The organism is Mesorhizobium sp. WSM4821 (assembly GCF_055901555.1).
In genome coordinates, this window is the sequence record NZ_CM148371.1 from 5,438,081 (window position 1) to 5,464,941 (window position 26,861).

At 63.3% G+C, this 26,861-nt stretch carries 30 protein-coding genes; 12 read left to right on the forward strand and 18 right to left on the reverse strand.

The window, feature by feature from the left end; genetic code table 11:
* Window positions 1-49 precede the first annotated feature (49 nt).
* From AC0NID_RS26545 to AC0NID_RS26555, 3 genes are read left to right on the forward strand one after another with little or no spacing between them, the layout of a single operon-like run.
* Window positions 50-304 (forward strand): hypothetical protein, encoded by a 255-nt coding sequence (locus tag AC0NID_RS26545; protein ID WP_473457398.1) that lies wholly within the window; start codon window positions 50-52, stop codon window positions 302-304.
* Between the two features lie 51 nt (window positions 305-355).
* Window positions 356-544, forward strand: coding sequence for a hypothetical protein (locus AC0NID_RS26550; protein WP_473457397.1), 189 nt, complete (start codon window positions 356-358; stop codon window positions 542-544).
* Window positions 544-765, forward strand: a complete 222-nt coding sequence (locus tag AC0NID_RS26555) for a CorA family divalent cation transporter (RefSeq protein ID WP_473457395.1) — start codon at window positions 544-546, stop codon at window positions 763-765. Before AC0NID_RS26550 ends, AC0NID_RS26555 begins: the two co-directional genes overlap by 1 nt.
* Here AC0NID_RS26555 and rarD read toward each other — a convergent pair.
* The 7 genes from rarD to cysS all read right to left on the reverse strand — a co-directional run bounded on the left by rarD (window position 740) and on the right by cysS (window position 7,403).
* Window positions 740-1,675, reverse strand: a complete 936-nt coding sequence (gene rarD, locus AC0NID_RS26560; RefSeq protein ID WP_473457394.1) for an EamA family transporter RarD — start codon at window positions 1,673-1,675, stop codon at window positions 740-742. The genes AC0NID_RS26555 and rarD overlap by 26 nt on opposite strands.
* A gap of 130 nt (window positions 1,676-1,805) precedes the next feature.
* Entirely contained in the window at window positions 1,806-3,422 is a 1,617-nt protein-coding gene (cimA, locus tag AC0NID_RS26565; RefSeq protein ID WP_473457393.1) for a citramalate synthase, read from the reverse strand.
* 197 nt (window positions 3,423-3,619) lie between these two features.
* The gene (gene pip, locus AC0NID_RS26570) at window positions 3,620-4,579 is read right to left on the reverse strand and encodes a prolyl aminopeptidase (RefSeq protein ID WP_473457392.1); all 960 of its coding nucleotides are present in this window, start codon (window positions 4,577-4,579) and stop codon (window positions 3,620-3,622) included.
* Complete coding sequence (locus AC0NID_RS26575) at window positions 4,576-5,052, reverse strand: GFA family protein (protein ID WP_473457391.1); 477 nt, start codon at window positions 5,050-5,052, stop codon at window positions 4,576-4,578. Before AC0NID_RS26575 ends, pip begins: the two co-directional genes overlap by 4 nt.
* The gene (locus AC0NID_RS26580) at window positions 5,049-5,540 is read right to left on the reverse strand and encodes a GFA family protein (protein ID WP_473457390.1); all 492 of its coding nucleotides are present in this window, start codon (window positions 5,538-5,540) and stop codon (window positions 5,049-5,051) included. Before AC0NID_RS26580 ends, AC0NID_RS26575 begins: the two co-directional genes overlap by 4 nt.
* Window positions 5,541-5,544: 4 nt before the next feature.
* The gene (locus AC0NID_RS26585) at window positions 5,545-5,931 is read right to left on the reverse strand and encodes a VOC family protein (protein WP_473457389.1); all 387 of its coding nucleotides are present in this window, start codon (window positions 5,929-5,931) and stop codon (window positions 5,545-5,547) included.
* Entirely contained in the window at window positions 5,928-7,403 is a 1,476-nt protein-coding gene (cysS, locus tag AC0NID_RS26590; RefSeq protein ID WP_473457388.1) for a cysteine--tRNA ligase, read from the reverse strand. The genes AC0NID_RS26585 and cysS overlap by 4 nt, the downstream gene beginning before the upstream one ends.
* Window positions 7,404-7,799: 396 nt before the next feature.
* Here cysS and AC0NID_RS26595 point away from each other — a divergent pair, with 396 nt between their 5' ends.
* Entirely contained in the window at window positions 7,800-7,955 is a 156-nt protein-coding gene (locus AC0NID_RS26595) for a hypothetical protein (RefSeq protein ID WP_126040534.1), read from the forward strand.
* An 83-nt stretch (window positions 7,956-8,038) separates the two neighbouring features.
* On the opposite strand, the gene AC0NID_RS26600 is transcribed toward AC0NID_RS26595, so the two are convergent.
* The gene (locus AC0NID_RS26600; protein WP_473457385.1) at window positions 8,039-8,800 is read right to left on the reverse strand and encodes an SOS response-associated peptidase; all 762 of its coding nucleotides are present in this window, start codon (window positions 8,798-8,800) and stop codon (window positions 8,039-8,041) included.
* Window positions 8,801-8,920: 120 nt separating this feature from the next.
* Between AC0NID_RS26600 and AC0NID_RS26605 the strand changes: the two genes are divergently transcribed.
* From AC0NID_RS26605 to AC0NID_RS26620, 4 genes are all read left to right on the forward strand, one after another.
* Window positions 8,921-9,340 carry an NUDIX hydrolase gene (locus AC0NID_RS26605; protein ID WP_473457384.1) on the forward strand — a complete coding sequence of 140 codons (420 nt, stop codon included), beginning with the start codon at window positions 8,921-8,923 and terminating at the stop codon, window positions 9,338-9,340.
* A gap of 48 nt (window positions 9,341-9,388) precedes the next feature.
* Window positions 9,389-9,766, forward strand: a complete 378-nt coding sequence (locus AC0NID_RS26610) for a TIGR02301 family protein (protein ID WP_473457382.1) — start codon at window positions 9,389-9,391, stop codon at window positions 9,764-9,766.
* A gap of 314 nt (window positions 9,767-10,080) precedes the next feature.
* A complete protein-coding gene (locus AC0NID_RS26615) occupies window positions 10,081-10,338 on the forward strand; it encodes a hypothetical protein (protein ID WP_077381793.1) in 258 nt (85 codons plus the stop codon).
* A 32-nt stretch (window positions 10,339-10,370) separates the two neighbouring features.
* Window positions 10,371-11,174, forward strand: coding sequence for a hypothetical protein (locus tag AC0NID_RS26620; RefSeq protein ID WP_473457381.1), 804 nt, complete (start codon window positions 10,371-10,373; stop codon window positions 11,172-11,174).
* 40 nt (window positions 11,175-11,214) lie between these two features.
* On the opposite strand, the gene AC0NID_RS26625 is transcribed toward AC0NID_RS26620, so the two are convergent.
* From AC0NID_RS26625 to AC0NID_RS26635, 3 genes are all read right to left on the reverse strand, one after another.
* Window positions 11,215-11,955: a nucleotidyl transferase AbiEii/AbiGii toxin family protein gene (locus AC0NID_RS26625; protein ID WP_473457379.1), complete on the reverse strand. Its 741-nt coding sequence runs from the start codon at window positions 11,953-11,955 to the stop codon at window positions 11,215-11,217.
* Window positions 11,956-12,024: 69 nt separating this feature from the next.
* Window positions 12,025-12,252, reverse strand: coding sequence for a hypothetical protein (locus AC0NID_RS26630; RefSeq protein WP_097577268.1), 228 nt, complete (start codon window positions 12,250-12,252; stop codon window positions 12,025-12,027).
* Between the two features lie 53 nt (window positions 12,253-12,305).
* Entirely contained in the window at window positions 12,306-13,637 is a 1,332-nt protein-coding gene (locus AC0NID_RS26635; protein WP_473457377.1) for a dihydroorotase, read from the reverse strand.
* 104 nt (window positions 13,638-13,741) lie between these two features.
* On the opposite strand from AC0NID_RS26635, the gene ygfZ reads away from it, so the two are divergent.
* The 3 genes from ygfZ to AC0NID_RS26650 all read left to right on the forward strand — a co-directional run bounded on the left by ygfZ (window position 13,742) and on the right by AC0NID_RS26650 (window position 17,469).
* Window positions 13,742-14,620: a CAF17-like 4Fe-4S cluster assembly/insertion protein YgfZ gene (gene ygfZ, locus AC0NID_RS26640; protein ID WP_473457376.1), complete on the forward strand. Its 879-nt coding sequence runs from the start codon at window positions 13,742-13,744 to the stop codon at window positions 14,618-14,620.
* The gene (locus AC0NID_RS26645) at window positions 14,620-15,252 is read left to right on the forward strand and encodes an HD domain-containing protein (protein ID WP_473457375.1); all 633 of its coding nucleotides are present in this window, start codon (window positions 14,620-14,622) and stop codon (window positions 15,250-15,252) included. Before ygfZ ends, AC0NID_RS26645 begins: the two co-directional genes overlap by 1 nt.
* Window positions 15,253-15,318: 66 nt before the next feature.
* Window positions 15,319-17,469 (forward strand): putative bifunctional diguanylate cyclase/phosphodiesterase, encoded by a 2,151-nt coding sequence (locus AC0NID_RS26650; protein ID WP_473457477.1) that lies wholly within the window; start codon window positions 15,319-15,321, stop codon window positions 17,467-17,469.
* A gap of 38 nt (window positions 17,470-17,507) precedes the next feature.
* Here the strand turns inward: AC0NID_RS26650 and AC0NID_RS26655 are convergent, their stop codons facing one another.
* Window positions 17,508-18,398 (reverse strand): fatty acid desaturase family protein, encoded by an 891-nt coding sequence (locus tag AC0NID_RS26655; RefSeq protein ID WP_473457374.1) that lies wholly within the window; start codon window positions 18,396-18,398, stop codon window positions 17,508-17,510.
* A gap of 108 nt (window positions 18,399-18,506) precedes the next feature.
* Between AC0NID_RS26655 and AC0NID_RS26660 the strand changes: the two genes are divergently transcribed.
* Entirely contained in the window at window positions 18,507-19,454 is a 948-nt protein-coding gene (locus AC0NID_RS26660) for a LysR substrate-binding domain-containing protein (RefSeq protein WP_473457373.1), read from the forward strand.
* A 14-nt stretch (window positions 19,455-19,468) separates the two neighbouring features.
* Here the strand turns inward: AC0NID_RS26660 and AC0NID_RS26665 are convergent, their stop codons facing one another.
* The 6 genes from AC0NID_RS26665 to AC0NID_RS26690 all read right to left on the reverse strand — a co-directional run bounded on the left by AC0NID_RS26665 (window position 19,469) and on the right by AC0NID_RS26690 (window position 26,788).
* Window positions 19,469-19,741 carry a DUF3303 domain-containing protein gene (locus AC0NID_RS26665; protein ID WP_473457372.1) on the reverse strand — a complete coding sequence of 91 codons (273 nt, stop codon included), beginning with the start codon at window positions 19,739-19,741 and terminating at the stop codon, window positions 19,469-19,471.
* Window positions 19,742-19,762: 21 nt separating this feature from the next.
* A complete protein-coding gene (locus tag AC0NID_RS26670; RefSeq protein WP_473457369.1) occupies window positions 19,763-21,226 on the reverse strand; it encodes a RimK family protein in 1,464 nt (487 codons plus the stop codon).
* Window positions 21,223-22,329 carry a peptidase C39 family protein gene (locus AC0NID_RS26675; protein WP_473457368.1) on the reverse strand — a complete coding sequence of 369 codons (1,107 nt, stop codon included), beginning with the start codon at window positions 22,327-22,329 and terminating at the stop codon, window positions 21,223-21,225. The genes AC0NID_RS26670 and AC0NID_RS26675 overlap by 4 nt, the downstream gene beginning before the upstream one ends.
* Before the next feature lie 230 nt (window positions 22,330-22,559).
* Window positions 22,560-23,351: an anti-sigma factor family protein gene (locus AC0NID_RS26680; RefSeq protein WP_473457367.1), complete on the reverse strand. Its 792-nt coding sequence runs from the start codon at window positions 23,349-23,351 to the stop codon at window positions 22,560-22,562.
* Window positions 23,348-23,866 carry a sigma-70 family RNA polymerase sigma factor gene (locus tag AC0NID_RS26685; RefSeq protein WP_473457366.1) on the reverse strand — a complete coding sequence of 173 codons (519 nt, stop codon included), beginning with the start codon at window positions 23,864-23,866 and terminating at the stop codon, window positions 23,348-23,350. The genes AC0NID_RS26680 and AC0NID_RS26685 overlap by 4 nt, the downstream gene beginning before the upstream one ends.
* Window positions 23,867-24,022: 156 nt before the next feature.
* Window positions 24,023-26,788: a DUF2339 domain-containing protein gene (locus AC0NID_RS26690; protein ID WP_473457365.1), complete on the reverse strand. Its 2,766-nt coding sequence runs from the start codon at window positions 26,786-26,788 to the stop codon at window positions 24,023-24,025.
* Window positions 26,789-26,861: the final 73 nt, after the last annotated feature.

Consider the following 26,861-nt stretch of genomic DNA (forward strand, 5'->3'; position numbering starts at 1 on the left):
CGGCGCGGCGCCGTATTCGAGAACCTGGCGAAGCGACCATGAATATCGCTTGCCCGACGAGCATGGGCTGTTCTTCATCTATGATTTCGCGGCCGAAGGCGCGCGAACCAAAGACCCGGCCGCCACGCGCTGGACATGGCGTAGCGACCAGCTCTCCGATATGCGCGCCCGCCATGAGATCGCCACCGAACCTGCGCTGCCGCCGACGGTGCACGACGCCTTCCTGTCGGCTGGTCATGGCTGCCAGATCGACCTCGAGGGCGACTGGCTCCATGGCGACCTGCCGGACCTGCGCCACAACTAATCGGCGGAGGCGCGCGGGCTCGGCCATTTCCGCTTCGCCTTCAACGACACGATGCTGATCGGCGGCCGCAAGCAGCCGCTACGGTCGGTCGACACTATCCGCAAGGCGATCGACAATGGGTCGCGCAAGTTCCGCTCTCCGGCCGAACTGATCGAGGCTGTCATCGGCCAGTCGCTCGACGGCATGGCGACGGAACTCGGTGGCCTTGGCGACACGCTCGACGGCAGCAGGACGAGTTGATGGCCAAGCTGACGACGCAGTCGAACCAGTTGCTCTACATGCTGTCGGTGATGACGGCGGTGCTGTTGCCGATGACGATCATCTCCGGCCTGTTCGGCATGAATGTCGGCGGCCTGCCGCTGGTCGACACGCCGGCGGGCTTCTGGGTGGCGTCGGCGATATCGCTGGTTGTCGCGGCGGTCGTCTATCTCTGTGTCAGGCGGCTGGGGCGCGGGATGTAGCGCCGGCCTTGCGGGCCGAAGAAAACATCGACCAGGAATAAATCGCCAGCGCCGTCCAGATCAGGCCGAAAGCGATGGCCTGGGTGCTGCCGAAGGGCTCGCCGAAAATCAGCACCGCAATCAGGAATACAATGGTCGGCGCAATGTACTGCATGATGCCTATGGTCGAGAGACGCAAGAGCCTGGCGCCGAAGGCGAACAGCAGCAGCGGCACCGCCGTGATCGGGCCGCAGCCGATCAGCAGCGCGGTGTCGGTCGCGTTGCCGGAGACGAAATGGTCCTGATGGGTGGCGATGAGAAAGATGATGTAGGCCACCGCCGGCACCGACAGCAAAAGCACTTCAAGCAGGAAACCCTGGCTCGGGCCGATCGGCAGCGTCTTGCGGAAGAAGGCGTAGGCGGCGAAGGAAAAGGCAAGCGCCAGCGACACCCAGGGTAGCTTGCCGCCCTCAACCGTCAGCACAGTGACCGCAACGGTGGCAAGCGCCACCGCCGCGATCTGCAGCCGGTCGAGCCGTTCGCCGAGCAGCAGCGCGCCGACGACGACGTTGACCAGCGGGTTGATGTAATAGCCAAGCGCGGTTTCGACGGTGCGGTCGACGGCTATCGCCCAGACATAGATGCCCCAGTTGACCGAGATCAGCGCCGCCGTCAGCGCCGCCATCGAAATGGTGCGCGGCGAACGCAGTGCGGACTTGAAATCAGCGGTGCGGCCGGCCCACACCAGAACGGCAGCCGCGATCGGCACCGACCAGACGATGCGGTGCGCGATGACTTCGGCCAGCGGCAGGTGTGCGACCGCCTTCATGTAAAAGGGCAACAGCCCCCACAGGAGATAAGCGCCAAGCGCCAGCAGGAAGCCACGCCGGGCCTTTGAGTCTGCTTCGAGTTGAATTGCTGGGGCGGCCATGGCCTAATGCTATGCGCCAGCCGCCGCGCCAAAACCATCGCAAAGTTCTGATGGATCAATGGACTTTCGCTGATGGTTCAAGAGGCGGGTGCCCCTACTATGCGGCTGCCTTTGCAGAAGAGCCGAGCGCTCACTCCGCCGCGACCAGCCCGGCCATCTCGCGGTTCTTCATCAGCTTGTAGACGATCGAATCCATCAGCGCCTGGAATGAGGCGTCGATGATATTTTCGGAAACGCCGACCGTCCACCAGCGGGCGCCGGTTGCGTCATGCGATTCGATCAGCACGCGGGTGATCGCCTCGGTGCCGCCATTGAGAATACGCACCTTGAAGTCGGCAAGCTCAAGGTCGGCGATCTCGCTCTGGAACTTGCCGAGGTCCTTGCGCAGCGCGATGTCGAGCGCGTTGACCGGGCCGTGCCCTTCGGCCACCGACATCTTCTCCTCGCCGTCGACCAGCACCTTGACGATCGCCTCGGAGACCGTCTTCAGCTGGCCGTTGGCGTCGAAGCGGCGCTCGACCATGCAGCGAAACGAGGTGACACTGAAGAATTCCGGCAGGCCGTGCAGCATCTTGCGCGCCAAAAGCTCGAAGCTGGCGTCGGCGCCCTCATAGGCGTAGCCCTCGGCCTCGCGCTCCTTGACCACTGATATCAGCGCGTCGAGCCGGTGGTCGTCCTTCGGCACGTCGATGCCGCGCCGCTTGAGCTCGGCGAGGAAATTGGCCTTGCCGCCCTGGTCCGAGACCATGACGCGGCGGCGGTTGCCGACCGCTTCCGGCGGCACATGCTCGTAGGTCGCCGGCTCCTTGGCCAGAGCCGAGGCATGGATGCCGGCCTTGGTGGCGAAGGCGGAAGCGCCGACATAGGGCGCCTGTGCTTCCGGCGCGCGGTTCAGCAATTCGTCGAAGGCGCGGGACAGGCGCGATATCCCGGCCAACGCTTCGGCCGAGATGCCTGTTGTGAAGCGGTTGGAAAAGGCCGGCTTCAACGCCAGCGTCGGCACGATCGAGATCAGATTGGCGTTGCCACAGCGCTCGCCGATGCCGTTCAGCGTGCCCTGGATCTGTCGCACGCCGGCCTCGACGGCGGTGAGCGAATTGGCAACAGCCTGGCCGGTGTCGTCATGGGCATGGATGCCGAGATGGTCGCCCGGTATGCCCGCCGCGATGATCTTCTCGACGATGGCGCGCACTTCCGACGGCTGCGTGCCGCCATTGGTGTCGCACAGCACCACCCAACGCGCGCCGGCGTCGTAGGCGGTCCTGGCGCAGGCCAGCGCGTAGTCCGGATTGGCCTTGAAGCCGTCGAAGAAATGCTCGCAGTCGATCAGCGCTTCCTTGCCGGCACTGACCGCCGCCTCGACCGAGGCCTTGATCGCCTTGAGGTTCTCCTCGTTGGTGCAGCCAAGTGCGACGCGGACATGATAGTCCCAGCTCTTGGCGACAAAGCAGATGGCGTCCGACTTCGACTGGACCAGTGCGGCGAGGCCGGGATCGTTCGAAGCCGACACCCCTGCCCGCTTGGTCATGCCGAAGGCAACGAATTTGGCTCTGGTGGTGCGCTTCTCCTGGAAGAAAGCGGTGTCGGTCGGATTGGCGCCGGGATAGCCGCCCTCGACATAGTCGATGCCGAACTCGTCGAGCAGCCCGGCGATGGCGATCTTGTCCTCGACGGAAAAGTCGATGCCAGGCGTCTGCTGGCCATCGCGCAGTGTGGTGTCGAAGAGATGGAGGCGCTGTCTTGTCATGACCGCAAGGTGCTTGTGCACCCCCCTCTGTCCTGCCGGACATCTCCCCCGCAAGGGGGGAGATCGGCGGCTTTGCCGACGGCGCTCTTCCTGCAACGTAGGCGATTGGCGAAAGCGACGGCGACATCCAATCTCCCCCCTTGCGGGGGAGATGTCCGGCAGGACAGAGGGGGGTGGGAAGGATCGCCGCGCATCAGTTAAACCTTCCCCGCGAACCGGTCCGTGGTCCGGATCAGCCCGTCTAGGATGCCCGGTTCCGAATAGGCGTGGCCGGCGCCCTCGATCAGATGGACATCCGCCTTCGGCCACGCCTTGTGCAGCGCCCAGGCGTAGCGTGCCGGGCACGGCATGTCGTAGCGGCCATGGACGATGGTGCCGGGGATGTCCTTTAATTTCCATGCGTCGCGCAGCAGCTGCCCCTCCTCCAGCCAGCCGGCATGGACGAAATAGTGATTCTCGATACGGGCGAAGGCGACGGCGTAGTCGTCTTCGCCAAACGGGCCGCTGGTTTCCGGATCCGGCAACAGCGTGATCGTCTCGCCTTCCCAAAGGCTCCAGGCGCGGGCGGCCTCGACCTGTGCCTTGCGGTCGCTACCGACCAGCCGCTTGTGATAGGCGGCCATCATGTCGCCGCGCTCGGCCTCAGGAATCGGCGCCAGGAAGCGCTCCCACTTGTCGGGAAACATTTCCGAGACGCCGAACTGATAGTACCATTCGAGTTCCGCGCGTGTCAGCGTGTAGATGCCGCGCACCACCAGCTCGCTGACCCGCTCGGGGTGCGTCTCGGCATAGGCCAGCGCCAGTGTCGAGCCCCAGGAGCCGCCGAACACCAGCCATTTGTCGAAACCGCACATGTCGCGCAGGCGCTCGATGTCGGCAACCAGGTGCCAGGTGGTGTTGGCGTCGAGCGAGGCATTGGGCATCGACTTGCCGCAGCCGCGCTGGTCGAACAGGATGACGTCGTAGAGCTTCGGGTCGAACAGCCGCCGGTGCTTTGGCGAAATGGTGCCGCCAGGCCCGCCATGCAGGAACACCGCCGGTTTTGCACCCCTGGTACCAGAGCGCTCCCAATAGACCTGATGGCCGTCGCCAACATCCAGCATGCCGGACTCGAATGCCTCGATCTCGGGATAGAGGGTGCGCAATTCACTGCTCATAATTTCAGGCCCTGCTGCGGCCAGTTGGCCGTCTCGTGATCCGGATGCTGGAAGGAGATGATCGATTCCTGCCGGGTGTAGTATTCGGGATCGTCGTGGATCGGCGCGTCGAAGATCTTCTCCAACCACGGCAGCCGGGCGGCGTAATTGACCTGGATCTGTGGTGCGAGGTCGGAGCGATCATCAAAAGCGCCGATGGCGATCTCGAGCCCGCCGGGCTGCCGGTAGGTCAGCGGCGTGCCGCAACGAGCGCAGAAGCCGCGATCGATGTTGACCGACGACTGGAAATAGCTCGGCTCCTCGCGCACCCATTCGACGCCGTGCTTGGGCACCGTCACCAGCGCGCCGAAGAAGGACCCGAACTGTTTCTGGCACATGCGGCAATGGCAGATGGACGGGCGCCCGAGCGCTCCGTGGATGCGGAAACGCACGGCGCCGCACTGGCAGCCCCCGGTTCGAACGGTCTCGGTCATGATCTTTCCTCCGGCGGCCATTGTTCGGTGTCGTGGTCGGGATGCTGATAAGAGACGAGATCAGCAAGATAGGAGGCCGACGAGATGTCAGCCATCGTTTCCTCGCCCGGCAAGTCGTGGATGTGATCCACATAAGGAAGCTTTGCTTCGGTGCCCCATTGGATGGTCGGCGCGATCTCCTGCGGAGCGTCGAAGGCGGCGATGGCGAGCGCGATCCCGTCGGGCGCCTCGAAGGTCAACGGCGTGCCGCAATCGGCGCAAAAACCGCGCCATGCGGAGTTGGAGGAGCGGAAGCGTTTGGGCTCGCCTCGCGTCCAGTCGAGTTTTGCGCCACCCACGGACACCAGCGGCAGGTAGAAATTGCCGCTCGCCTTCTGGCACATGCGGCAATGGCAGACGGAGGCGTCGCCCAGTGCGCCTTCGACACGGAAGCGCACGGCGCCGCACTGGCAGCCGCCTGTGTAGACCGGTCTGTTGTCGAGACTCATCGCGTCACTCCGGGGCATGGCAGACGGCTTCGACATTGTTGCCGTCGGGGTCGAAGACAAAGGCGCCGTAATAGTTCGCATGATAGTGCGGACGCAAACCCGGCTGACCATTATCCGAGCCGCCGGCGGCAATGGCGGCGGCATGGAAGGCATCGACCTCGGCGCGGCTACGCGCGGTGAAAGCGACGTGCTGGCCGTCTTTCGGCTTGTCCTTGCCGGCATGCAGCCAGAACACCGGCCGGTCGCGGCCATAGCCGCCGACTATGGCGCCGCCGGTATATTCCGTGGGCACCATGTAGAGAAGTGAGCCACCAAGCGGCGCCATCGCCTTGTCGTAGAAGGCCTTGGAAGCGCCGAAATCGGAAACGGTGATGCCAAGATGATCGATCATCTTTTTACCTCCCAGGTCGTCACACGTTCGCCGCTGATGGGGTCCTTGCCATCCTTCAACTGTATTCCTTGTGCCAGCAATTCGTCGCGGATGCGGTCGGCCTCGGCCCAGTTCTTCGCGGCGATGAGCGCAAGGCGATGGGCGATCGCCTTGGCGATGGCGTCTTCATCAACCTTGGCCGGCGCAACATCGAAGCCGAGGAACAAAAGCGACGCCTTCAGCGAAGCGGCAGCATCGTTGCCCTCGGCAGCATCGTTGTCGCGGGCGGCAGCGACGTTGAAATCCGTCGCCTCCCCCGCAAGCTGCGTCATCACCTGGAACGCGGCATAGGTGGCGAGATCGTCCGAGAGGGCATCCACCACATCCATCGGCATTTTCTTTGCCGCCGCTGGCGCCAGATCCGCCGCCCGCTTCCATTTGCGCAGCGTATTTTCCGCCTCTTCCAGCTTGCGCACGGAAAAGTCGATCGGCTCGCGATAATGGGTCATCAGCATCGCGAGCCTGAGGACCTCGCCCGGCCATTTGCGGCCACCGAAAGTCTCTGTCTCCAGCAACTCGTTGATCGAGTAGAAGTTGCCCAGGCTCTTGGACATCTTCTGCCCCTCGACCTGCAAGAAGCCGTTGTGCATCCATACCTTGGCCATCATTTTAGTGCCGTGGGCGCAGCGCGACTGGGCGATCTCGTTCTCGTGGTGCGGGAAGATCAGGTCGAGCCCGCCGCCATGGATGTCGAAGACCTCGCCGAGATAGGCGGCCGACATCGCCGAGCACTCGATATGCCAGCCCGGCCGGCCCCTGCCCCATGGGCTTTCCCAGCCCGGCTCTTCCGGCGAGGACAACTTCCACAGCACGAAATCGCCAGGGTTCTTCTTGTGCGCATCGACGGCGATGCGGGCGCCGGCCTGCTGCTCGTCGAGTTGGCGCTTCGACAACTGGCCGTAGTCCGGCATCGAGACTGTGTCGAACAGAACTTCTCCTGCCGCAACATAGGCATGGCCGCGTTCGATCAGGCGTTGAATCAAGGAGATCATGTCGGCCTTGCCGTCTGGCCTAGGCTCGACGAATTCGGTGGCGCGCGGCTCGACCGTCGGTTCCAGGCAGCCGAGCGTCGCCACGTCCTTGTGGAACTGGTCAGCGGTCTTTTCGGTGACCCGGCGGATCGCCTCGTTCAGCGACAGCTTTCCCGAGCCGATCTTGCCGCCGAAATCGCGCAGGGCGCGGGCGTTGATCTTGTCGTCGACATCCGTGATGTTGCGCACATAGGTGACGTGCGCTTGACCGTAGAGATGGCGCAGCAGACGGAACAGCACGTCGAAGACGATCACCGGCCGCGCATTGCCGATATGGGCAAAGTCGTAGACCGTCGGACCGCAGACATACATGCGCACATTGCGCGGATCGATCGGGAAGAAATCCTCCTTCGTCCGCGTCAGCGTGTTGTAGAGGCGCAGGCCCTTCGATGCGTCAGACATTCCATGCCTTCCCGGTCCGATACTCTTGTTCGAGCTGGAGCCTTCCTTGCGCCGAGACGCAAATCAGGCTCCAGCCTGCTGGCCGGGGCGTTTGTCCACTCTAGAAGGAAGATAGGCGAAAACGTCCGGACCAGCGCGAGGCTAGCCAATAATGCAAATGCCAGAAATGGCGAAAGACGTTCTCATAGGCGGCTTTATCGCCTCACCCACTGTTGCCGTCAAGTCGCAACTTTCGGCAAAAGGGTCGCTGGATCACAGGTAATGACGCACCGAAACATTTTATTAAACATCTCGGCACAGTCATGAAACATTCGCCGGCTAGATCACCAGGTGTCACGATTTGGTCGGATTCGACCAGCAAACGCTGACACGAAGACCTTACCAGGGAAGAGAGAAATGCCCCGAACCAAGCAGGAACCCAGCGGCGCCAAGCAACCGGCGCTCGCCAGCCAATATCGGGCGATCGGCCCGGCCGCGATCGTCGCTGCCCTTCTCCACACAGCGAAGAAGAAAAAGCCGGTGCAGAAGATCATATCGCCGCGCGCTGCCTGATGTGACGTGCGGCCAGCCGGCCGCCAGTAAATGGGGCGCCGGCAATTAAGGGCGCTGAAGCGCCTCACGAATAGCAGATGCTGCTAAAACAAGGTCACCTGACTGTCGTCCGCGCCGGGCTTCTTACGCCTGGCCTTCTCGGGCTCCGGCCCCACGACGCCCCGTTCCTGAATCTCCGGTCTGGTGTTGGCGACTTTGTTGACAAGGTCGGAAACCGGGACAGACTCGAAGAAATCGAGATCTGCCGGTCTGAGCAGGCCGACCACATCACGCGGCTCCAGCGTGCGGCAATCCAGCCAGCGGGCGAAATCCCGAGGTTCTATCACCACCGGCATCCGGTCGTGGATATGGGCGATGTCGGCATTGGCGTTGACGGTCAGGATGGCGCCGGTGTCCATTTCCGAACCGCCCGGCTCGGCATAGGTCTCGATTAGCCCGGCGAAGGCGACAAGCCCGCCATGCTTCGGCCGCACCCAATAGGGCTGTCCCCTCTTGCCGCCCGATTGATGCCATTCGTAGAAGCCGGAAGCCGGCACCAAAGCGCGGCGGTGGCGCATGGCGGTGCGAAACGAGGCCTTTTCCGTTGCTCCCTCCGAGCGGGCGTTGAACAACAGCGGAAACGCACGCGTATCCTTCACCCAGGCCGGGATCAGCCCCCAGCGCACCAGCATCGGCTGCCGGTCGGGAAGGTTCGATCCCGGCGCCCGGGGCAAACCGGCAACCACCATCAGCACCGGCTGCGTCGGTGCGATGTTGTAGCGCGGCGGAAAATCCTCCAATTCCGCCAGCCCCAGAAAGGCGGCGGTCTGGTCAGGCGTGGCGGTCAAGGCAAAACGTCCGCACATGAACTAAGCTCTTCGAATTGGTGCCGTCTGACGGTGACGATGGAACCGGCGCCGCGCAACCGCTAAAGCTGTTCATCGCCGGCTGGTCCACAAGGTGATGCAGCGGTCGAACGGAGAGCCATGGACGAAGTGCGTAAGATACTCCCGGCTGTCTCAGTCGCCATCGTCCGCGGCGATACGGTGCTGCTGGTCAAGCGGGCGCGGCAGCCTTCGCAAGGCTTTTATGCGTTTCCGGGCGGCAAGGTCGAGGCCGGCGAGACGCTGGAAGAAGCCGCGCGACGCGAGTTGCAGGAAGAAACCGGCCTGCAAGCGCACAACTACCGCCCCCTTCGGGAAATCCACATCGACGGCAGCAGCGACGGACACCCGGTCGACTATCTGCTGACGGTGTTCGGCGCCAACTATGCCGGCGGCGAACCCGTGGCCAGCGACGACGCAGAGACCGCCGCCTTCTATACGCTCAGCGAAATGAGGGCGCTGCCGCTTGCCGCCTCGGTGTTTGCCGTTGCCGACGAATTGCTCAGGGATGCAAGAGCATAGCCTCCAAAATCGCCTTGCGGGCAGCAAATTGTTTCGCCACAAAGACTTATGATCCGCGCCGTGTTTTTCCTCGCAGCTTCCCTCGCCGCCAGCACGGCAATCGGGGCGCGACCGGCATTGGCCGCCGAATCGCCGTTCGAGCCCGGGCTGATGCGGCTGGCGGAGGTGCTTGGATCGCTGCATTTCCTGCGCAACCTGTGCGGCGAAAAGGGCGATCAGTGGCGGGTCGAGATGGAAAAGCTGATCGCGTCGGAAAATCCCGACCCGGAGCGGCGCGCCCGCTTCATCGCCAGCTTCAACCGCGGCTACCGCTCCTTCAGCGGCACCTACACGCACTGCACCGCTTCGGCGACGGAAGCAATCAGTCGCTACATGAGGGAAGGCGAGACGCTGTCACGCGATATCGCCTCGCGCTACGGCAACTGACCTCCCACCTCCCGACTTGTGTCCGGACACGTCTTAGTGCAATCCTTGTGTTGCACTTCCGCAACAGCATTAACGAAACGTTATCGCGCGGATGTGGAATTAACTCAAACTGAAGGTTTTCATCCCCCTCGCCGGCCTAATCGGCTAAGTTTGGGTCGGATCGAACGCAGGTTTGCAAAACGCTATCGACATTGTCGAAGACGACCCCAGAAATGTCGTATTTACAAGTACTTACTTAGCCTGCGTGTTAAAAGGGACAGCCCAAGCCTGATCCGCACCTGTCGGATCGCCGCTTGAAAAGGGTGGACATCGCAATGGAACATGGCGTCAACGACATCGACGCGCTGGTCAGGGAAGAGAAGCGCCTGACCGCCGTGGAAAGCCACAGCGAGGCCTGGGCGGAAGGACTTTCGGCCGGAATCGAGCCGGAAATCATCGCCGAGGCGGCCCTCGAAACCGCGTTCGGCGAAATGCTGCGCGCCAATGGCGAGACATCGGCCCTTGCCCTGCTCGACCGCATGCGTGAAAAGGTGATAGCCGGGGCCTTCGAACCAGGACGGCTGCGGCACTGAACCCGCATCAGGCTCTTTTGGAGAGGCAAGCCGTGAATTTTTCGATGTCTGGCCAGCCGCGTGGTTTGGTCTTCAGCATCCGGCTCGCTGTTTTTTGCGCCGCGGTTCCGCTGGCGCTTTGCCTCGCAAGCAGCTCCGTTCATGCGCTGAGCGAAATCAAGCGCGAGGACCTTCCTTCTCCGGTCGCGCCGCCCCCCGACGACGGCATGTCGCCGCCCGGAACGGCGGTGCCGATGCCTGGCCCGCTCGGCACGACACCGCCTGCGGCCAGCCAGCCGACCTCCCCCGACGAGCCGGAACAGGTCGAACCGGAGGGGCCAACGGACGATGGTGGCATGGCCAGCCCGCGTGCCGATCCGGATGAACCCTTGCCCGAGATCGTCTACGATCTCGGCAAGCTGCCGGAACCGGTCAGGCGCATGCACGACCTGATCGTCGAGGCTTGCAAGAGTGGCGACATCGAAACGCTCAGGCCGTTGATCGGCAAGGGCGACACGATGACCCAATTGTCGTTGAGCGAGATCGAAGGCGACCCGATCACCTTTCTGAAAGGTCTTTCGGGCGACGCGGAAGGCCAGGAGATCCTCGCCATCATGGAAGAGGTGCTCAATGCCGGCTATGTCCATGTCGATGCCGGCACGCCGCAGGAACTCTATGTCTGGCCCTATTTCTTCGCCGTGCCGCTGGACAAGCTCGACGCCAGGCAGCGGGTCGAACTGTTCAAGATCGTCACCGCCGGCGACTACGACAGCATGAAGCAGTTCGGCGCCTACATCTTCTACCGCGTCGGCATCACGCCGGATGGACAGTGGGCGTTCTTCGTCGCCGGAGATTGAGCTGGCGTAGTGGAAAACTACACGCCCTGACTCGACCCTGCTATTTATCGGCGCGGATCGGCGGGGCCTTGCCGATACCCGCACCCGGCCAGAGGCGAATGCCCTCATTGCGAAGAGCCGAAATAGCAGCGTCAGCCGCGTTAGTGTCCATTTGCAGGGACTCGGCTGCGTTGCGCAGTTCGTCCCTGTCCTGAAGCTTGTTCACCACCCACACGATTTTGTGCTGGATATCCGACCCATAGGCGGCCTGCGCTTTGCCCAGAGCATCGATCGGGATTTCTTGATAAGCTCTGACCAGCATTCCGAGATCGATGGCATCGCGATATGCGGTGGCACGGTCCTGACATCGATCGGCATTCGCCAACAACTTCTCGGCAAACATATCCGCGGCAATCAGGGCAGGTACATTCAAATTATCGTCGAAATGGCCTTGCAGTTCGATGCGGCCTTCGCGGATGATTTCGAATTTGATCAATTGCCCCTCGAGCCGCACAACCGTTCTCAAACCATACTGATCGATCTGTAAATCCCGCACGGCCTCGACAGGTCCTGGGAAGAACGCCCTGACGCCCCGTTCGGTCGCACGGGTTCGTAGTTCACGATAGCCATCGGCGTCCGCACATAGGAAATCCACATCCAGTGACCGTCGGTATTCGCCGAGTTTCATGACAATCGCTGTCCCGCCGCCGAACCAGCATTGGTTTGCGGTCAGGAATTCGCGATCCATTAGTCCGAGGGCTTTGGCAATGATCCGGTGTTCTGGCCTTTTGAACTCCTTCATGACTTCCGCTCGCTGTGTGTCCTGTTGATGTTATGGAAGCGAGGAGAAGATCAGGAGAGCAGAAGAACTTTACCGGGTGATCAACAGGACGCCGTGACCGAATTCGTTGGCTAGATTCTGTATAAGCAGCTTCTCGCGCGCCGTAAGACGCTTTTGATCGATAAAACGCCAATTGCGCTCATACAGTGCAAATGCTTCTTCGGCGGGAATCGGACGTGCTACGTCACGGTTCCAGGCGAGAGCCTGGAGTTCCGGAAACTCGGCGGGGACGATCATGGGCGCGATATCTGCGTTCATAACCCCAGCAACATAATGCACGGTGCCTAAAAAATCCAACACCGTGGAAACGGCTACACCGCCAGCGCCTCGGAAAACTCCACCGCCCTGCCCTGTCCGGGGGTGACGATCTCGCCTTCCCACATCACACGTTGGCCGCGCACGACAGTGCCGACCGGCCAGCCGGTGACTTCCTTGCCGTCGTAGGGCGTCCAGCCGGTCTTCGAGCCTGCCTGCGCATTGGTGATGGTCTCGCGGCGCTCCAAATCGACAATCGTGAAATCGGCGTCGTAGCCGGCGGCGATGCGGCCTTTCCTGGCCATGCCGAAGATGCGCTGCGGACCGTGGCTGGACAGGTCGACGAAACGTTGCAAGGTCAGCCGGCCGGCATTGACATGGTCGAGCATGATCGGCACCAGCGTCTGAACGCCGGTCATGCCCGACGGCGAGGCCGGATAGGGTTTCGCCTTCTCGGCCAGGGTGTGCGGAGCGTGATCGGAGCCCAGCACATCGACGATACCTTGCGCAATGCCGTGCCAGATGCCGTCGCGGTGGCGCACTGCCCGCACCGGCGGGTTCATCTGGATCAGCGTGCCCAGCCGCGCATAATCATCCGCGCTCAGCGTCAGGTGATGCGGCGTCGCCTCGCAGGTCGCGACATCCTTGTGCTGTTCGAGGAAGGCGATCTCCTCGGCGGTCGAGATGTGCAACACGTGGATGCGGGCGCGAACCTGGCGCGCGATGCGCACCAGGCGCTCGGTGCAGCGCAGTGCCGCGATCTCGTCACGCCATACCGGGTGCGAGGACGGATCGCTCTCGATGCGTTCGCCGAGCCGCTCGCGCAGCCGGAACTCGTCCTCGGAATGGAAAGCGGCGCGACGGCGCGTGTTCCTCAAAATCGAGGCGACGCCCTCGTCTTCCTCGACCAACAGATCGCCGGTGGACGAGCCCATGAACACTTTTATCCCGGCCGCGCCCGGCAGCCGCTCAAGATCGCCTGCGTCTTTCGCATTCTCGCGGGTGCCGCCGACCCAGAAGGCAAAGTCGCAATGCATGCGGCCGGTGGCGCGTTGAACCTTGTCGGCAAGGGTTGCTTCGCTGGTGGTCAGCGGGTTGGTGTTGGGCATTTCGAAAACGGCGGTGACGCCGCCCAGCACCGCTGCCCGCGAACCTGTCTCCAAATCCTCCTTATGCTCGAGCCCCGGCTCGCGGAAATGCACCTGGCTGTCGACGACCCCAGGAAGGATGTGCAGCCCGCGACAGTCGACCGTTTCGGCGGCAGATGCCTGGCCGAGATCGCCGATGACGGCGATGCGCCCGCCATTGATGCCTATGTCGCGACGGCCCTCACCATCGTGGTTGACCACCGTGCCGCCTGTCAGGATGAGGTCGTAGGTCGTGGCCATGCTGATCCGGTCTCTTGCGGGGGAAGTGTCAGCGGCTTACGTAATGGCCGACCGTTTTGCAAGATCAGGTTCCTTTTCCGCCCATGTCCTTTGCCCAGTTGCCCATGTCCTTTGCTCAGTTGAAAGACCGCGCACTCGTTTCCGTGTCAGGCCCAGATGCCGAGCACTTTTTGCAGAACATTCTGACCACCGACCTCGACGCACTGGCTGCCGGCGAAGCAAAGCCCGGCGCCTTGCTGACGCCGCAAGGCAAGATCCTGTTCGACTTCCTGATCTCGCGCGCCGGCGAGAATTCCTTCCGCCTCGAATGCCGGGCCGATGTATCAGGCGATTTCATGCGCCGGCTGATGCTCTATAAATTGCGCGCCAAGGTCGAGATCGCCAAGGCCGGTCAGGGGCTTGTCGCTATTGCGTGGGGAGATGATCCAACCGCTTCACAATTCGATTCAACGCCGGTTGCCGATACACGGTTCCTCGACACCGCCGTCAGCCGCTTTTATGGCGGCACGGCCGAGGACGGCGACCCGGCCGCGTGGCAAGTTCTGCGCATCGCCCATGGCATCGCCGAAAGCGGCAGCGACTATCAGCTCGGCGACGCCTTCCCGCATGATGTGCTGCTCGACGAAACCGGCGGCGTCGGCTTCAGGAAGGGCTGCTATGTCGGCCAGGAGGTCGTCTCGCGCATGCAGCATCGCGGCACCGCCAGACGGCGCGTGCTGATCGTTTCGGCCGAACGGCCCCTGCCCGCTCCTGGCACCGAACTGACAGTTGCCGGGCGACCGGTCGGCACGCTTGGCTCCATCGCCGGCACGACAGGCCTCGCCATAGCCCGTATCGACCGCGTCAAGGCGGCGCTCGACGCCGGCCAGCCGATCATGGCGGATGACGTCGTTGTGTCGCTCGCCATTCCTGCCTGGGCGAAATTCACTTTTCCGCTGGAAACCGCTGGGCCGCAGGAATCCGTCGGCGCGGAGGAAACCTGATGGCGGCCGACCGTGCCGGCGCGCCGCCGCGCGCCTGGCAGCGCATGCTGTCGGGCCGGCGACTCGATCTGCTCGACCCGTCGCCGCTCGACATCGAGATTTCGGACATTGCCCACGGACTTGCCCGCGTCGCCCGCTGGAACGGCCAGACCAGCGGCGAACACGCCTTTTCCGTCGCCCAGCATTCGCTGCTGGTCGAGGCGCTTTTCAGCGAGCTGGTGCCAGACGCCCCGGCCGACGCGCGGCTGGCGGCTTTGCTGCACGACGCACCGGAATATGTCATCGGCGACATGATCTCACCGTTCAAATCGGTGATGGGCGGCAGCTACAAGGAGTGCGAACTCAGGCTGCAGCGCGCCATCCATCTGCGCTTTTCGCTGCCGGTCGAACCGGGTGCGGGCCTGCGCAAGGAGATCAAGCGCGCCGATCAGATCGCCGCCTATTTCGAGGCGACGCTGCTTGCCGGCTTTTCAACCGCCGAGGCAACCGAATTCTTCGGCCGGCCGCGTGGCTTCAATGCCGTGCGCTTCGATTTCACGCCGCGTTCGGTGACCTGGGCGCAAAACGCTTTCCTCAAACGGTATGCGGCGATCGAAAAATCACGGCGCCAAACAGTGCAGCCTGCCGGCTGAAAAAACGGTAAATTAACCGGAAAAGGACACAGTGCCGTGTTCGATCACGGTCTGCAGGCACGCCTCATGTCCGTCACCCATGTCAAGGCTGATTCGCCCGCCCGCGGACGGAGGGCCAAAGGCATAGGCCTGCCGCGACGGATAGAAGACGAACTGCGCAAACAGGATGATCGTTTTTCGGCCGCCGTCGAGAACATGTCGCATGGCTTGGGCATGTTCGATGCCGACGAGCGCATGATCATCTGCAACGGCAATTACATCAGCATCTTCTGCCTGGACCCCGGGATCGTGCAGCCCGGCATCCGGTTTTTCGACATCCTCCAGCACAGCGTCGACATCGGCGTCGCCTCGCACAGCGCCGAAGAACTTTACGCCATCCGCAAGCCCTATATCGACCAGGCGAAACCCTCGACCTACGAGGAAACGCTGTCGGATGGACGCATCATCAACATCTCGCACCGGCCGCTGGCTTCGGGCGGCTGGGTGTCGATCTATGAGGACATCACCGAGCAACGGCGCGCCGAGCAGGAGTTGAAGGAGCAGCACCGCCGTTTCGACGCAGCACTCGCCAACATGTCTCAAGGCCTTTTGATGTATGACGCGGACAGTAGGCTGATCGTGCGCAACGAACGTTTCCTGGAGCTCTATCACGTGATGCCGGCCGACTTTCCGCTTGGCATGAGTCACCGCGACGCGCTTCAGCAGCTTGTGCGCCTGGGTCTCTATGCGGAGATCGACATCGACAGCGAAATCTCGAAAACCGCGGCCTGCCTTCAAGCCGGGGAAATGCGGTCGACCTACCGTCATCTTGGCGATGGCAGAACCCTTTTGGTCGTGCGGCGGCCGATGAGCGGCGGCGGCTGGGTCGTGACCTTCGACGACGTCACCGAGCGCCGGCGCGTCGAAGAGCGCATGACCCATCTTGCGCATTACGACACGCTGACCAACCTGCCCAACCGATCGATGTTTCGCGAACGGCTTGACCAAGCCTTGGGCGAGGCCGCGGACCTGGCGATATTCTCGCTCGACCTCGACCGCTTCAAGGCCGTCAACGACACCTGGGGGCACCCTGCCGGCGACTGGCTGCTGAAATGTGTGGCCGAGCGGCTGCAACGGTGCCTGCGCAACGAAACGGATGTGGTCGCCCGTTTCGGCGGCGACGAGTTCGTCATCATCCAGTTCAATCCCAAAGGTGCCGGCCCAAAAGGCGCCGGTGATGCGGAGAAATTGGCAAAATGCATTGTCGACATCATCGGGAGACCTTTTCGCGACAAAAGCCGCGATATGCATGTCGGCATCAGCCTCGGCATCGCCCTTTTCCCCGATGACGGCAGGGATGCCGACACGCTGCTGAAAAACGCCGACATGGCCCTCTACAGAGCGAAAAGCGAGGGACGCAACGTCTATCGCTTCTTCGAGCCGGGCATGGATGCGATGGTGCGGGCACGACGCGCACTCGAAACCGATCTGGAGGCGGCGCTGCCGCGGCGTGAATTCGAGCTGGATTTCCAACCCATCATGAACATCGCTTCCAGCGAAATCGTCGGCGCCGAAGCCTTGATGCGGTGGCGTTCGCCGATACGCGGCTTGGTGCCGCCAGACGATTTCATCCCGGTCGCCGAAGAAATTGGGCTGATCGTGCCGCTGGGAGAATGGGCGCTTAGGAAAGCCTGCACGGTTGCGGCGGGCTGGCCGCGTGGGCTGCGTATCGCGGTCAATGTCTCGGCTGTGCAGATCAAAAGCGGCACCTTTGCCCGCAGCGTCATCTCCGCGCTGGCATTTTCCGGCGTGCCGGCCGACCGGCTTGAACTGGAAATCACCGAAACAGTGCTGATGGACGAGAGCGATACGGTGCTGAAGACGCTCAGGCAGCTACGCGACCTCGGCATCCGTATCGCGCTGGATGATTTCGGCACTGGCTATTCGTCGCTCGGCTATCTCCGCCGCTTCCCGGTCGACAAGATCAAGATCGACCGCTCCTTCATCCGCGACATCGACAACCGCGACACGGCCGCGATCGTGCGCACGGTCATCGGGCTCGGTGCGCAGCTTGGCATCACCGTTACCGCCGAAGGCGTCGAAACCGAAGCACAACTTGAGTTCCTGCGAAAGGAAGGTTGTGTCGAGGCCCAAGGCTATCTGATCGGCGTACCGTCGAAGGCGACAGACATCCAGCGCCTGCTGAAGGCGAGCGTGGCGCTTAGCCAGTCCGGTTGAGCACTCCTGGGATCAGCCTTTAAGGGCAGGCTTTGGGATCAGTGCAGCGTCCCGATGTATTTTTCGTGGAAGCGCACATAGCCGGCTTCGATCTCGCCGAGATGTCGCTCGATCAGGACATGAAACTGCGGCAGCTGATGGAACGGCACGCCCGGATAGGCATGATGCTCGCCGTGGAAAGGCATGTTCCAGGCCAGCTTGCGAACAAACCAGTTGGTCAGCGTGGTCCTGCTGTTTTCCAGCATGTTGGCCACGAAAGGGCAGCGGCCATGTTCAGCCAGGAGATAGAGGCGCAGGAACGGCTGGCCGAGCAGCGCCGGCACGATCCAGACATAGATGAGCGTGGTTGCCCGGAACCAGATGGCCAGCACAAGCACGAGGGCATAGAAGGCGATCATGGCGCGGGCCTCGGCGCGCACCTTGGGCCGGCCCTTTGGCGGCACGTAACTGTCCCGACACTGGCCGGTGGCGTTGACGTAAAGTGTCTTGAAGTGGCCCCACCATACAGGAATGCCGGAGACGTGGACGATATATTGCCGCAGCGTTTCCGGCTTTGGAAAGGCCAGTTCCGGGTCGTTCTCCGGATCCTGGGTGAAGCGGTGATGGGCGAAATGGAAATAGCGGAACCAGTCGGCGGGCAATGCGATCGCAAGGCTGCAGACACGCGCTACGAAATCGTTCAGCCGTTGTGTTTCGAAAGCCGTGCGATGAACCGTCTCGTGAAGAACCGTGAACAGGAAAACGATAAGGATGCCTTGCGGCAGCATCAGCAGCGGCCAGAACGGCACCTTGGCGGCGATCAGCGAGCCGATAACGACGATCGCGCCCCAATGACCCGCAAGCTGCAGCAGCCCGAGACGATCCGACTTGGCCGTCAGCCGATCGCGCTCTTGCTGCGTCAGCGATGCGATCACGTCGCGATGGTCCATTGGTCTTGCTGCCCGCATTGTCGATCGGATGAACTTAATCCCCAAGATAGCTTTCGCAAAACGAGGATTTCTGCGATTTAGATAAGCTCAACTTATCTATTGGTCGCCATGTTCGCACTTCCATCCTTGCGGGGACTCCAGGCCTTCGAGGCTGCGGCGCGCTGCGGCAGCTTTGCCGCCGCGGCCGAAGAACTTTCGATTTCCCCCGCGGCGGTCAGCCAACTGATCCGGACCATCGAGGACCAGATGGGCCGCAAGCTGTTTCACCGGGTCAACCGCCGTGCGGTGCTTACCGATGCCGGTCGGGAAATGCTGCCTCGACTGACGACAGCCTTCGAGGAGATCGGCGCCGTGTCGCGCGAGCTCAGCGGCGCGGAGTTTCGATCGCGGCTCGTCGTCTCGGTGCCGCCGTCCATGGCGATGGGCTGGCTCTCGACGCGCCTGGCGAGCTTTGTCGCCAGCCATGGCGCGGTCGACATATCGCTGAGAGGCGAAGACGATCCGGTGTCGTTCGACCGCGACATGATCGACATACGCCTTTCCTATGGTCGCTCTCATTATCGCGACCAGGCAACGGAAGACATCGTGAGGGACGCCGTCTATCCCGTTTGCGCACCGGTGATGGCAAGAGGGACCAGCGATCTTGAAGGCGCCGCCGCCCTCGCCCGCTTGCCGCTGATCCATACGGATTGGGGACCGACGGGCGCGTCCTTTCCGTCCTGGCGCAACTGGTTCGAGGTGGCTGGGATCGAACCCGGCCGCGCGAGCCAGCACGGTCTGTCGGCGAATTCGTCGCGGGCGGCGCTCGACCTCGCCATCTCCGGTCTCGGCGTCGTGCTCGCGCAGGGCGTCTTCTGCGCCAAGGCGGTGGAAGACGGCAGGCTGGTCAGGCCCGTCGCACAGGCGCTGGAATTGCGCCAACCCTATTGCCTGACGATCCCGCAACGAAGCTCGAGGCGCGACGTGGTGGCAGCGTTCAGGGCATGGCTGATCGAGGAATGCCTGCGCTCGGTGGGTTCGCCGGCGTTGATCACTCGGCCATCCGAGGGCCGGTGACGGCGGTTGTTTGCTCAGAGATGTCCGCTCAATGCTGCCACCATGTCCTTGTTCGTCGCCACGGGAACGATCTCGAATTCGACCAGATCCGCCCATTCGACGACCCAGCGCTGGAGGAGCGTGACGTCATCGGCCTCCACCAGCAGGAAGCAGCGGCTCATATCCGCCGCGATCCAGCTATGGTGCACGAGAAGCGCGTCCGGCTTCAGGCGGCCCTGGTCGCGGAAGCGACGGTAGATCTCCTTGCGGTCACAGCCGCGAAAATCCTCGGTTACAAAAAACAGCATCTTTGTCCCCTATTCGGATGATTATCGCCCCGGTCGGTCCAGCCGCTCCAGGAACCATTGCGTCAGCCGCACCCAGACCTCGTCTTTTTCGCCGGAATCCTCCCAGCCATGGTCGAGGTTGGGGTTGTCGTTGACCTCGATGACGAAGACGCCGTCCCTGGTCTCCTTGAGGTCGACGCCGTAGAGACCGTCGCCGATGCAACGCGCCGCCCTCACCGCCGTCTCGACGACATGGGCCGGCGCCTGCTTCAGCGTGAAGGTCTTGATGCCGCCCTGGTCGGGCTTGCCGCTGGCCTTGTGGTTGACGATCTGCCAGTGCTTCTTTGCCATCAGATAGTGCACGGCGAACAGAGGCTGGCCGCCGAGCACGCCGACGCGCCAGTCATATTCGGTCGGAATGAATTTCTGCGCGATCAGGAGATCGGAATCCTCCAGCCATTCGGTGGCAAGCGTCTTCAGCTCCTCGAAGGTGGCGCACTTCTTGACGCCGCGCGAAAACGACGAGTCCGGGATCTTCAGCACCAGCGGGAAACCCAGCGTCTGCGCCGCCACTTCGAGGTCGGAGATGCCGGCGATCATCACCGTCGGCGGCACCGGCACCTTGTTGTAGGTCATCAGTTCGTTGAGATAGACCTTGTTGGTGCAGCGGATCATCGACAGCGGATCGTCGATGACCGGCATGCCTTCCTGCTGGGCGCGGCGGGCGAAGCGGTAGGTGTGGTTGGAGATCGAGGTCGTCTCACGGATGAACAGTGCGTCGTAATTGGCGAGCTTGGCCAGATCCTTCCTGGTGATCGGCTCGATTTCGACGCCCATCTTTTCGGCGATCTTGGCCCAGTAGCGCAGCGACGAAATCTGCGACGGCGCCAACTCCTCATGCGGATCAACCAGCGTGGCGAAGGTGTAGCGCGCCGGCGTGCGGCCCTTGGTGTCGCGCCACTCGCGGTTGGTGTAGGTCTCGAGGCACTGAAGGAAGCGCTTTTCTTCCTCCTCGGTCATCCTGGCCAGCGGATGGAAGCCGATCTTGCGGATCGACGCCCATTCGGTGCTGTCGGTGATGTGGACTTCCAGCGCCGGCGCCCGGAACCAGTCGAACAGGAGCTTGGCGAAGCGGTCCCATGTCTTCGACGGGCCGATGCCGAAGAAAATACAGACTTTTTGCGGAAAGGCGCCGCCCAGATCCTTGCGGCATTTGTTGAGCGCAAGTTCCAGTTCCGGCAGCGCGTGCTCGTAGAGCTTGCGCTCGGACAGGTCGATCATCGTCTCGACCGTCGGGATGACCTTGTGGCCGCGCGAGCCGGCGAGCAGCGAGGCATAGTAGCCGCGGCTCTGGTAGCCGTAATTGTTCGACAGGTTGATGACCTTCGGCCGCTGGCCGCGAAACAGCGCCGGGTGCGCAAGATAGTCGCGATTGGTGATGATCTTGTGCGGTGTCGCCACCTGGTCGAGATCGCTCTGCCGGCCGGTAAGGATGACCCAGGTCATTGTCTATCGCGCTTTCCGAGGATGATGGCGGCACGCAATCCGTCGCGGCCGAACTGCGCCATGTTCATGAAGATGCCGTAAGGCACCGGAATGTTGGCAGCATCAAGGATGGTCTCCTGTCTTTCGTCCTCGACCCAGGGATCGTGGATCAGGATATGGTCGCCGTCGTCGCCGATGGCCAGCACCCAGTGCGGAACCTTCTTGCCGAACATCAGGAAGCCGCTGATCAAGACCAGCACCAGCTTTCCCCCGGCGATGGCGGCGCGGATATCATCCATGGTGAATGGGCGGTAATTCACCGGAATGCCGTAACGTTCCGCGCGCCGTCGAAAGTCGACCTGCGCCAGTTCCATCACCCGGCGCTTGTCGTGGCTGCGCACCGACTGCAGGAACAGCGCGCCGTGGAAGGAGACATGGATCTCCGCAGAGAGACCGCTTTCGTGGCCGGCAACGGCGAGGCCGAACGGCTCGCAGCCGCCCGGTCCCGACATCATGAAAACGGTGGTCGCCTCGCGCCACAAACGGATCTCCATGACCGGGTCGGGTACGAAGCCGGAATCGAAATTGGCCATGGCCATCATCAGGCAGCACGGGCCGCAGGTGAATTCGCAGGTCTGCTGATAGAACGGAACCTTGGTGGCGACCGGAATGTCGCCGCGCAAGGTCTTTTCGTAACGCAGCGCAGTAGTGCCGTCCTCGTAATAGCCCGGTTCGCGGCCGATCTTACGGTAGCCGCTCTGCTCGTAAATGCGGATGGCGCGGCTGTTGTCCTCGCGTACCTCGAGGCGCAGCATCATGCGGTCATGCCCGAAGGCGACCTCCTCGGCCCGTTCCAGCAGCATGCGGCCAATGCCGAGTCCGCCGAAAAAGGGGGCAATGGCGATCGAATAGAGCCGCGCGACGCCGCTGCCCTTGCGAAACAGCACGACCGCATAGCCCGCGACGCGGCCTTCGCTTTCGGCGACCAGCATCTCGGCGCTCTCGCGTTCGATCAACTGACGAAAGGATCGGCGGGAGATGCGGTCGCCCGAAAAAACAGCCTTCTCGATGGCGGCGAGGTCATCGACGTCGGACGCGCGGGCCGTGCGAATCTCGGCAGGCATGCGGGCTCGGAAAACCTCGATTGGGTTGTGAAAAAGGCCCTGGTCGAAACCTCGATAACACCAGCTGAAGCGCCAGCATCCGTCAAGCGCTATCGCACCTCGATTCGGGCCGAATTGTGACAGTTTCGGCGGCAGCGCATGGGGGCGCGCGGCACTGTAGATCGGAGCAACGGCTTTGAACAGGATCGCTGTCTTTGAGCGTGGCGCCAGCTTCGGAAAACAGGCGCGGTTCAGCTGGCCAGCCCGGCCAGAAGCTGGCTGTAAGCGCTCTTCGCCACCGCAGTCAGCTGCGCGCGCGGCAGCGAGCCGACGACGGCGCAGCCATAGCCCTTGTCCAGCCAGTAGACGGCCTCGGGGCCGTTCTCTTCCGACCCGTAGGTGCCTTTGGCCTTCTCGGCCGATTCAGCGGTGACGAACAGCGAGATGCGCTCGCCCTTGTCGTCCTCGTAAAGCAGCATCGCAGCCTTGCTCTCGCCAGCCGGCAGCAGCCGGCCGCCGACGAGCTGGAACCCTTCCGCCATCAGGTCCGGTGCGATCAGCTTCAGGCCGACCCGATTGGACAGCCAGGTCTGCAAATGATCCTTGTCCGAGGCAGGCACTTCCACCGCATGCCGTTTTTCGGCGGCATAGATGACATGGGCTGCGATCGCCTGCTCGGCGAGTTGGTCCTCGGCGGGATCTTCAAGGCCGAAACGGTCGATGCCGGCGACATAACCGCCGACACCGCCAATGGCCAGCATCGCCGCTGCCGTCGCCGCCATCCACCAGCGCGAGCGCGACGCCGTCGTCTTGACCGGCGCTTCGCCGAACAGGATCTTCTGCAACCGCGCCGGCACCGGCTCGTCGAGCACACCGGCGAAGGCGGCACGCAGCGCTGCGCGGTCGGCGGCATAGCGGGCGCCCTTCGCCTTCATTTCGGGATTGGCGTCGAGCCAAGCGTCATACGCCAGGCGCTCGTCGCCCGGCAACTCACCGTCGAGGGCCATGTGGATGTCGCGTTCGGAAAAATCGCGCTGGGTCATTTCTCGACGATCCTTATCGCCCGGCGGCGCGCCGTGTCGTCCAGCAGCCCGCGCAATTCCTCACGCCCGCGCGCGATGCGCGACATCAGCGTGCCGGCCGGCACGCCGAGTATGTTGGCGGCCTCGGCATAGGAAAAGCCTTCGATGGCGACCATGACGAGGGCTGCGCGCCGGTCCGGGCTGATTGCCTGCAACGCGTCGATAATCTCGCGCGAGGCGATGTTCTCCACCTGCTCGGCGGGTGCTGCCTGCGCTTCGCCCGCTTCCAGCGGCAGCATCGCCACTTCGCCGCGCCGGTTCACCTTGCGGATCTGGTCGATGAACAAATGATGCATGATCGTAAACAGCCACCTCCTGGGGCTTTCTCCAGTCTGCCAATTGTCGAGCCGCACAAGCGCCCGTTCGAGACAGTCCTGAACGAGGTCGTCGGCGGAATCGCGGTCGCGCAGCAGCGAGCGCGCATAACGGCGCAGGCGCGGTATTTCGCCAAGGATTGCTGCCTTCTTTTCGTCCATGACCGCTGGTTCTGGGGCCGCCCTTCTTATCCCGATTGAACGCGCCTTTCCGGCGCGGCGCAAGCGGCCGGCGCGAAGCGGTCTACCGCCCCGGTCACCCAAGCGTTATAGTAACGCTGGCAAAGGCCGGTTTATTCCCGGTCAGATTGAAAACCGTCAGCCACTGCTCGTCTGAAGCTTTTCCCTGGCTGCTCGTGTCAGCAGCCGCTGGTAGAACAGGCCGATGCCGATCAGCACCGCCCCGAGGCCGATGAAGGACAGCGCCCTCAGCACGCCTTCCAGTTCCGACATGTCGAAGAGGAAGACCTTCAACACGGCGATCGAGATCAGCGCGGCAGAGGCGATGCGCAGCACCTGCGACTTCAACCAGACGCCGGCGGTAAGCAGCGCCACGCCGATGATCAGCCACAGCGCGGAATAGGTGTAGGTTTCAAGTTGGCCGAGGCCGCTCCACAGGCCGATGAACTCACCCTTGAACAGCCGCCGAACCGACAGCGTCGCATAGGCGAAGGCGAGCAGTGCCGCCACCAGCGCCAGCATCGCGGCATACCATTTCGGCCTGACGTCTCTGGCATAGAGCGCGAGCCCTCCAGCGGCGACGGCCGGCAGGAGATAGGCCAGGAACAGCAGGTTGAACACCGGGATCCGGCCGGTCGATTCGTCGGTAAACAGCGGGTTCAGCACCAGGAAATGCTGAACGACGACGAAGGCGGCAGAGACCACGCCCGCGGCAAGCGAACCATAGCGCAACACCGAGCTTGGCGAGCGCATGTCGATGGCGACAAGGATGGCGCCGGCGCCTATGGCGATCAGCGTGTAGATCGCCTGTTCGGTGAGCGTCGCGGCACCCGTGTCGATGACACCGCCATGCATGGCGTGGCGCACAAGCATGGCAATCGTGAGCAGCGCAAACAGCGCGGCGCCCGCTTCCATGGCGAGGCGCGGGCGGCCATTGCCAGCCATTGGTAGCGCGGGGGTGGTGCGGGCGAGCTGCCAGGCGGCAAAACCGAAGGCGAGCGCCGGCACGCCGTATCCGGGCAGCAGCCAGTTGAAGACAGGCGTCGTCGACAGGAATTCGGCGCCGACGATCGTCGGATCGAAGGCGACACGGCCGAGCACCGCGATGACCGCACCGACCGAAATCCAGCCGAGCACCGGATAGGCGCGCCGGCGGGTGGCCAACGCAGGCACGACGGCCGCGGCACCCAAGAGGATGGTGGTCCATCCGGAGCCAAAGGCCATGTAGAGCATCAGCAAGGCGGCGACTGCCGCCCCGCCGAGCGCGAACGAGACGGCAGCACCGCCCTGTAGCGGCGGCTCTTCGCCGCGCGCGATCCACTCGCCGCCGGCGGCGAAGGCCACGACCAGAAGGGCTGCCACCGCCGCGTAGGCAAGATCGCGGTCGAGATTGCCGAAGGTGACCCACAGCGCCAGGAGAACGACCAGCGGCGCGGCAACGCCCCATGCCGCCCACGAGGCGGCGCGGATTTTTGCCGACGCGGCAAGGTTGCGCGCCGCCCAGAAGCCGGTTGCGATGAAGACAAGGCCGAGAAAGATACCGATCCTCAGCATCAGCGTATCGGCCACCGCCGCCGGCAGGCCTTCGACCCCGAGAGCGCCACCCGAAAAGTCGGAAATGATCGAGGTTGGCGGAATGATGCCGAGATAGACCAGCACCGTCGCCAGCCCTGCGGCGTGCAGGAGCGCCAGCGCCAGCGGCCGGTAGAGCGCCACCGCGACCAGCGCGACGATAAGGGCCGCTCCCCGCAGAGTATCGCCGGCGGCGCCGTATGCCGGGTCGATGAACAGCGCCATCGCCGAAAGACCGACGAAGAAGCCAGGTGCGATCGAAGGCCAGTCGAAGCCCCTGGCCGGTTCTGCTTCGCCGCCGCGACGGCCGAGCCAGACGAAGGCAAGCACGGCCAAGGTGATGGCATCGATGAACAGGATGGCGGAGAGGTTGGCGCCAGGCGCATCGGTCATGTAGAAGATGGTCCAGAGGCCGGTGCCGGTGAAGGCCGCCGCCATCAGCAACCTCCAGTCGCGCATGCGGGCAATGACGCCGGTGGCGGCAAGCACGATCGAGAGATAGCCGAACAGCGCCCACGGATTGGGCGCCTGCGAAGCGACCAGAACCGGCGTCACCATGGCGCCGAGCAGGCCGATGCCGGCCAGCGCCTGACCATGAACGAGGGCTGCTGCGATCGTCGCCACGCCGACGGCGCCCAGCAGCGTGAAGGCGAGCGCCGGACCGATGAAGCCGTAAATGCCATGCGCGGCATAGACCGTGCCGAACAGGATGAAGGCGCCGGCCGCCGTCAGGATCGCGGGAATGTAGGCACCGGTCGCTCCCTGCACCGGCACCCTGAAGCCGGTGCGGCGGATGAACTCGCCGGCCGCGACCAGCACCAGCCCGAGCACCGCCGCCATGGCAAGCCGCACGCCGGGGCCGAAAATGCCGGCCTCGATCGTGTAGCGGATCAGGAACAGGCCGCCCAGCGCCAGCGCGATACCGCCGACCCAGACCGCCCAGCGGGTGCCAAGCGCCGTTTCGACATCGGTCTGGCGGGCGGCCTTCGCCGCTGCCGCGTCCTGCCTGGCGGGCTCCGCCGCCTTCGGCGCCGCTTCGCCGGAAGTCCACGGTCCCGATACGACCTCGTTGGCGCCGGCATCAGCTTCCGCGGGTGTTTCCGGCGCATTTGCCGGTAGCGGGGCAATGTCTGTCGCTGCGACCGGGGCCGCCAGCTTGTCTTCCGTCGTTGCCCGTTCGGCCGGTTGGGCCGCGGGCGGCACGACACCGGAAAGCACGAGGCTGCGCAGCGCGCCAAGCTCGCGCTCGATCAGGCCGATGCGGCTCTGCTGGCGCGAAATAATGACGAACAGCGCGATGATCGCGACAAGGCCGATCAGGCTTTCGAACATGGCGGTTCCCCCAAACCAGGCCAGTTTACTGACATTCAGTTTTCACTGACACTTAAAAGCGGCGGCCAAACGA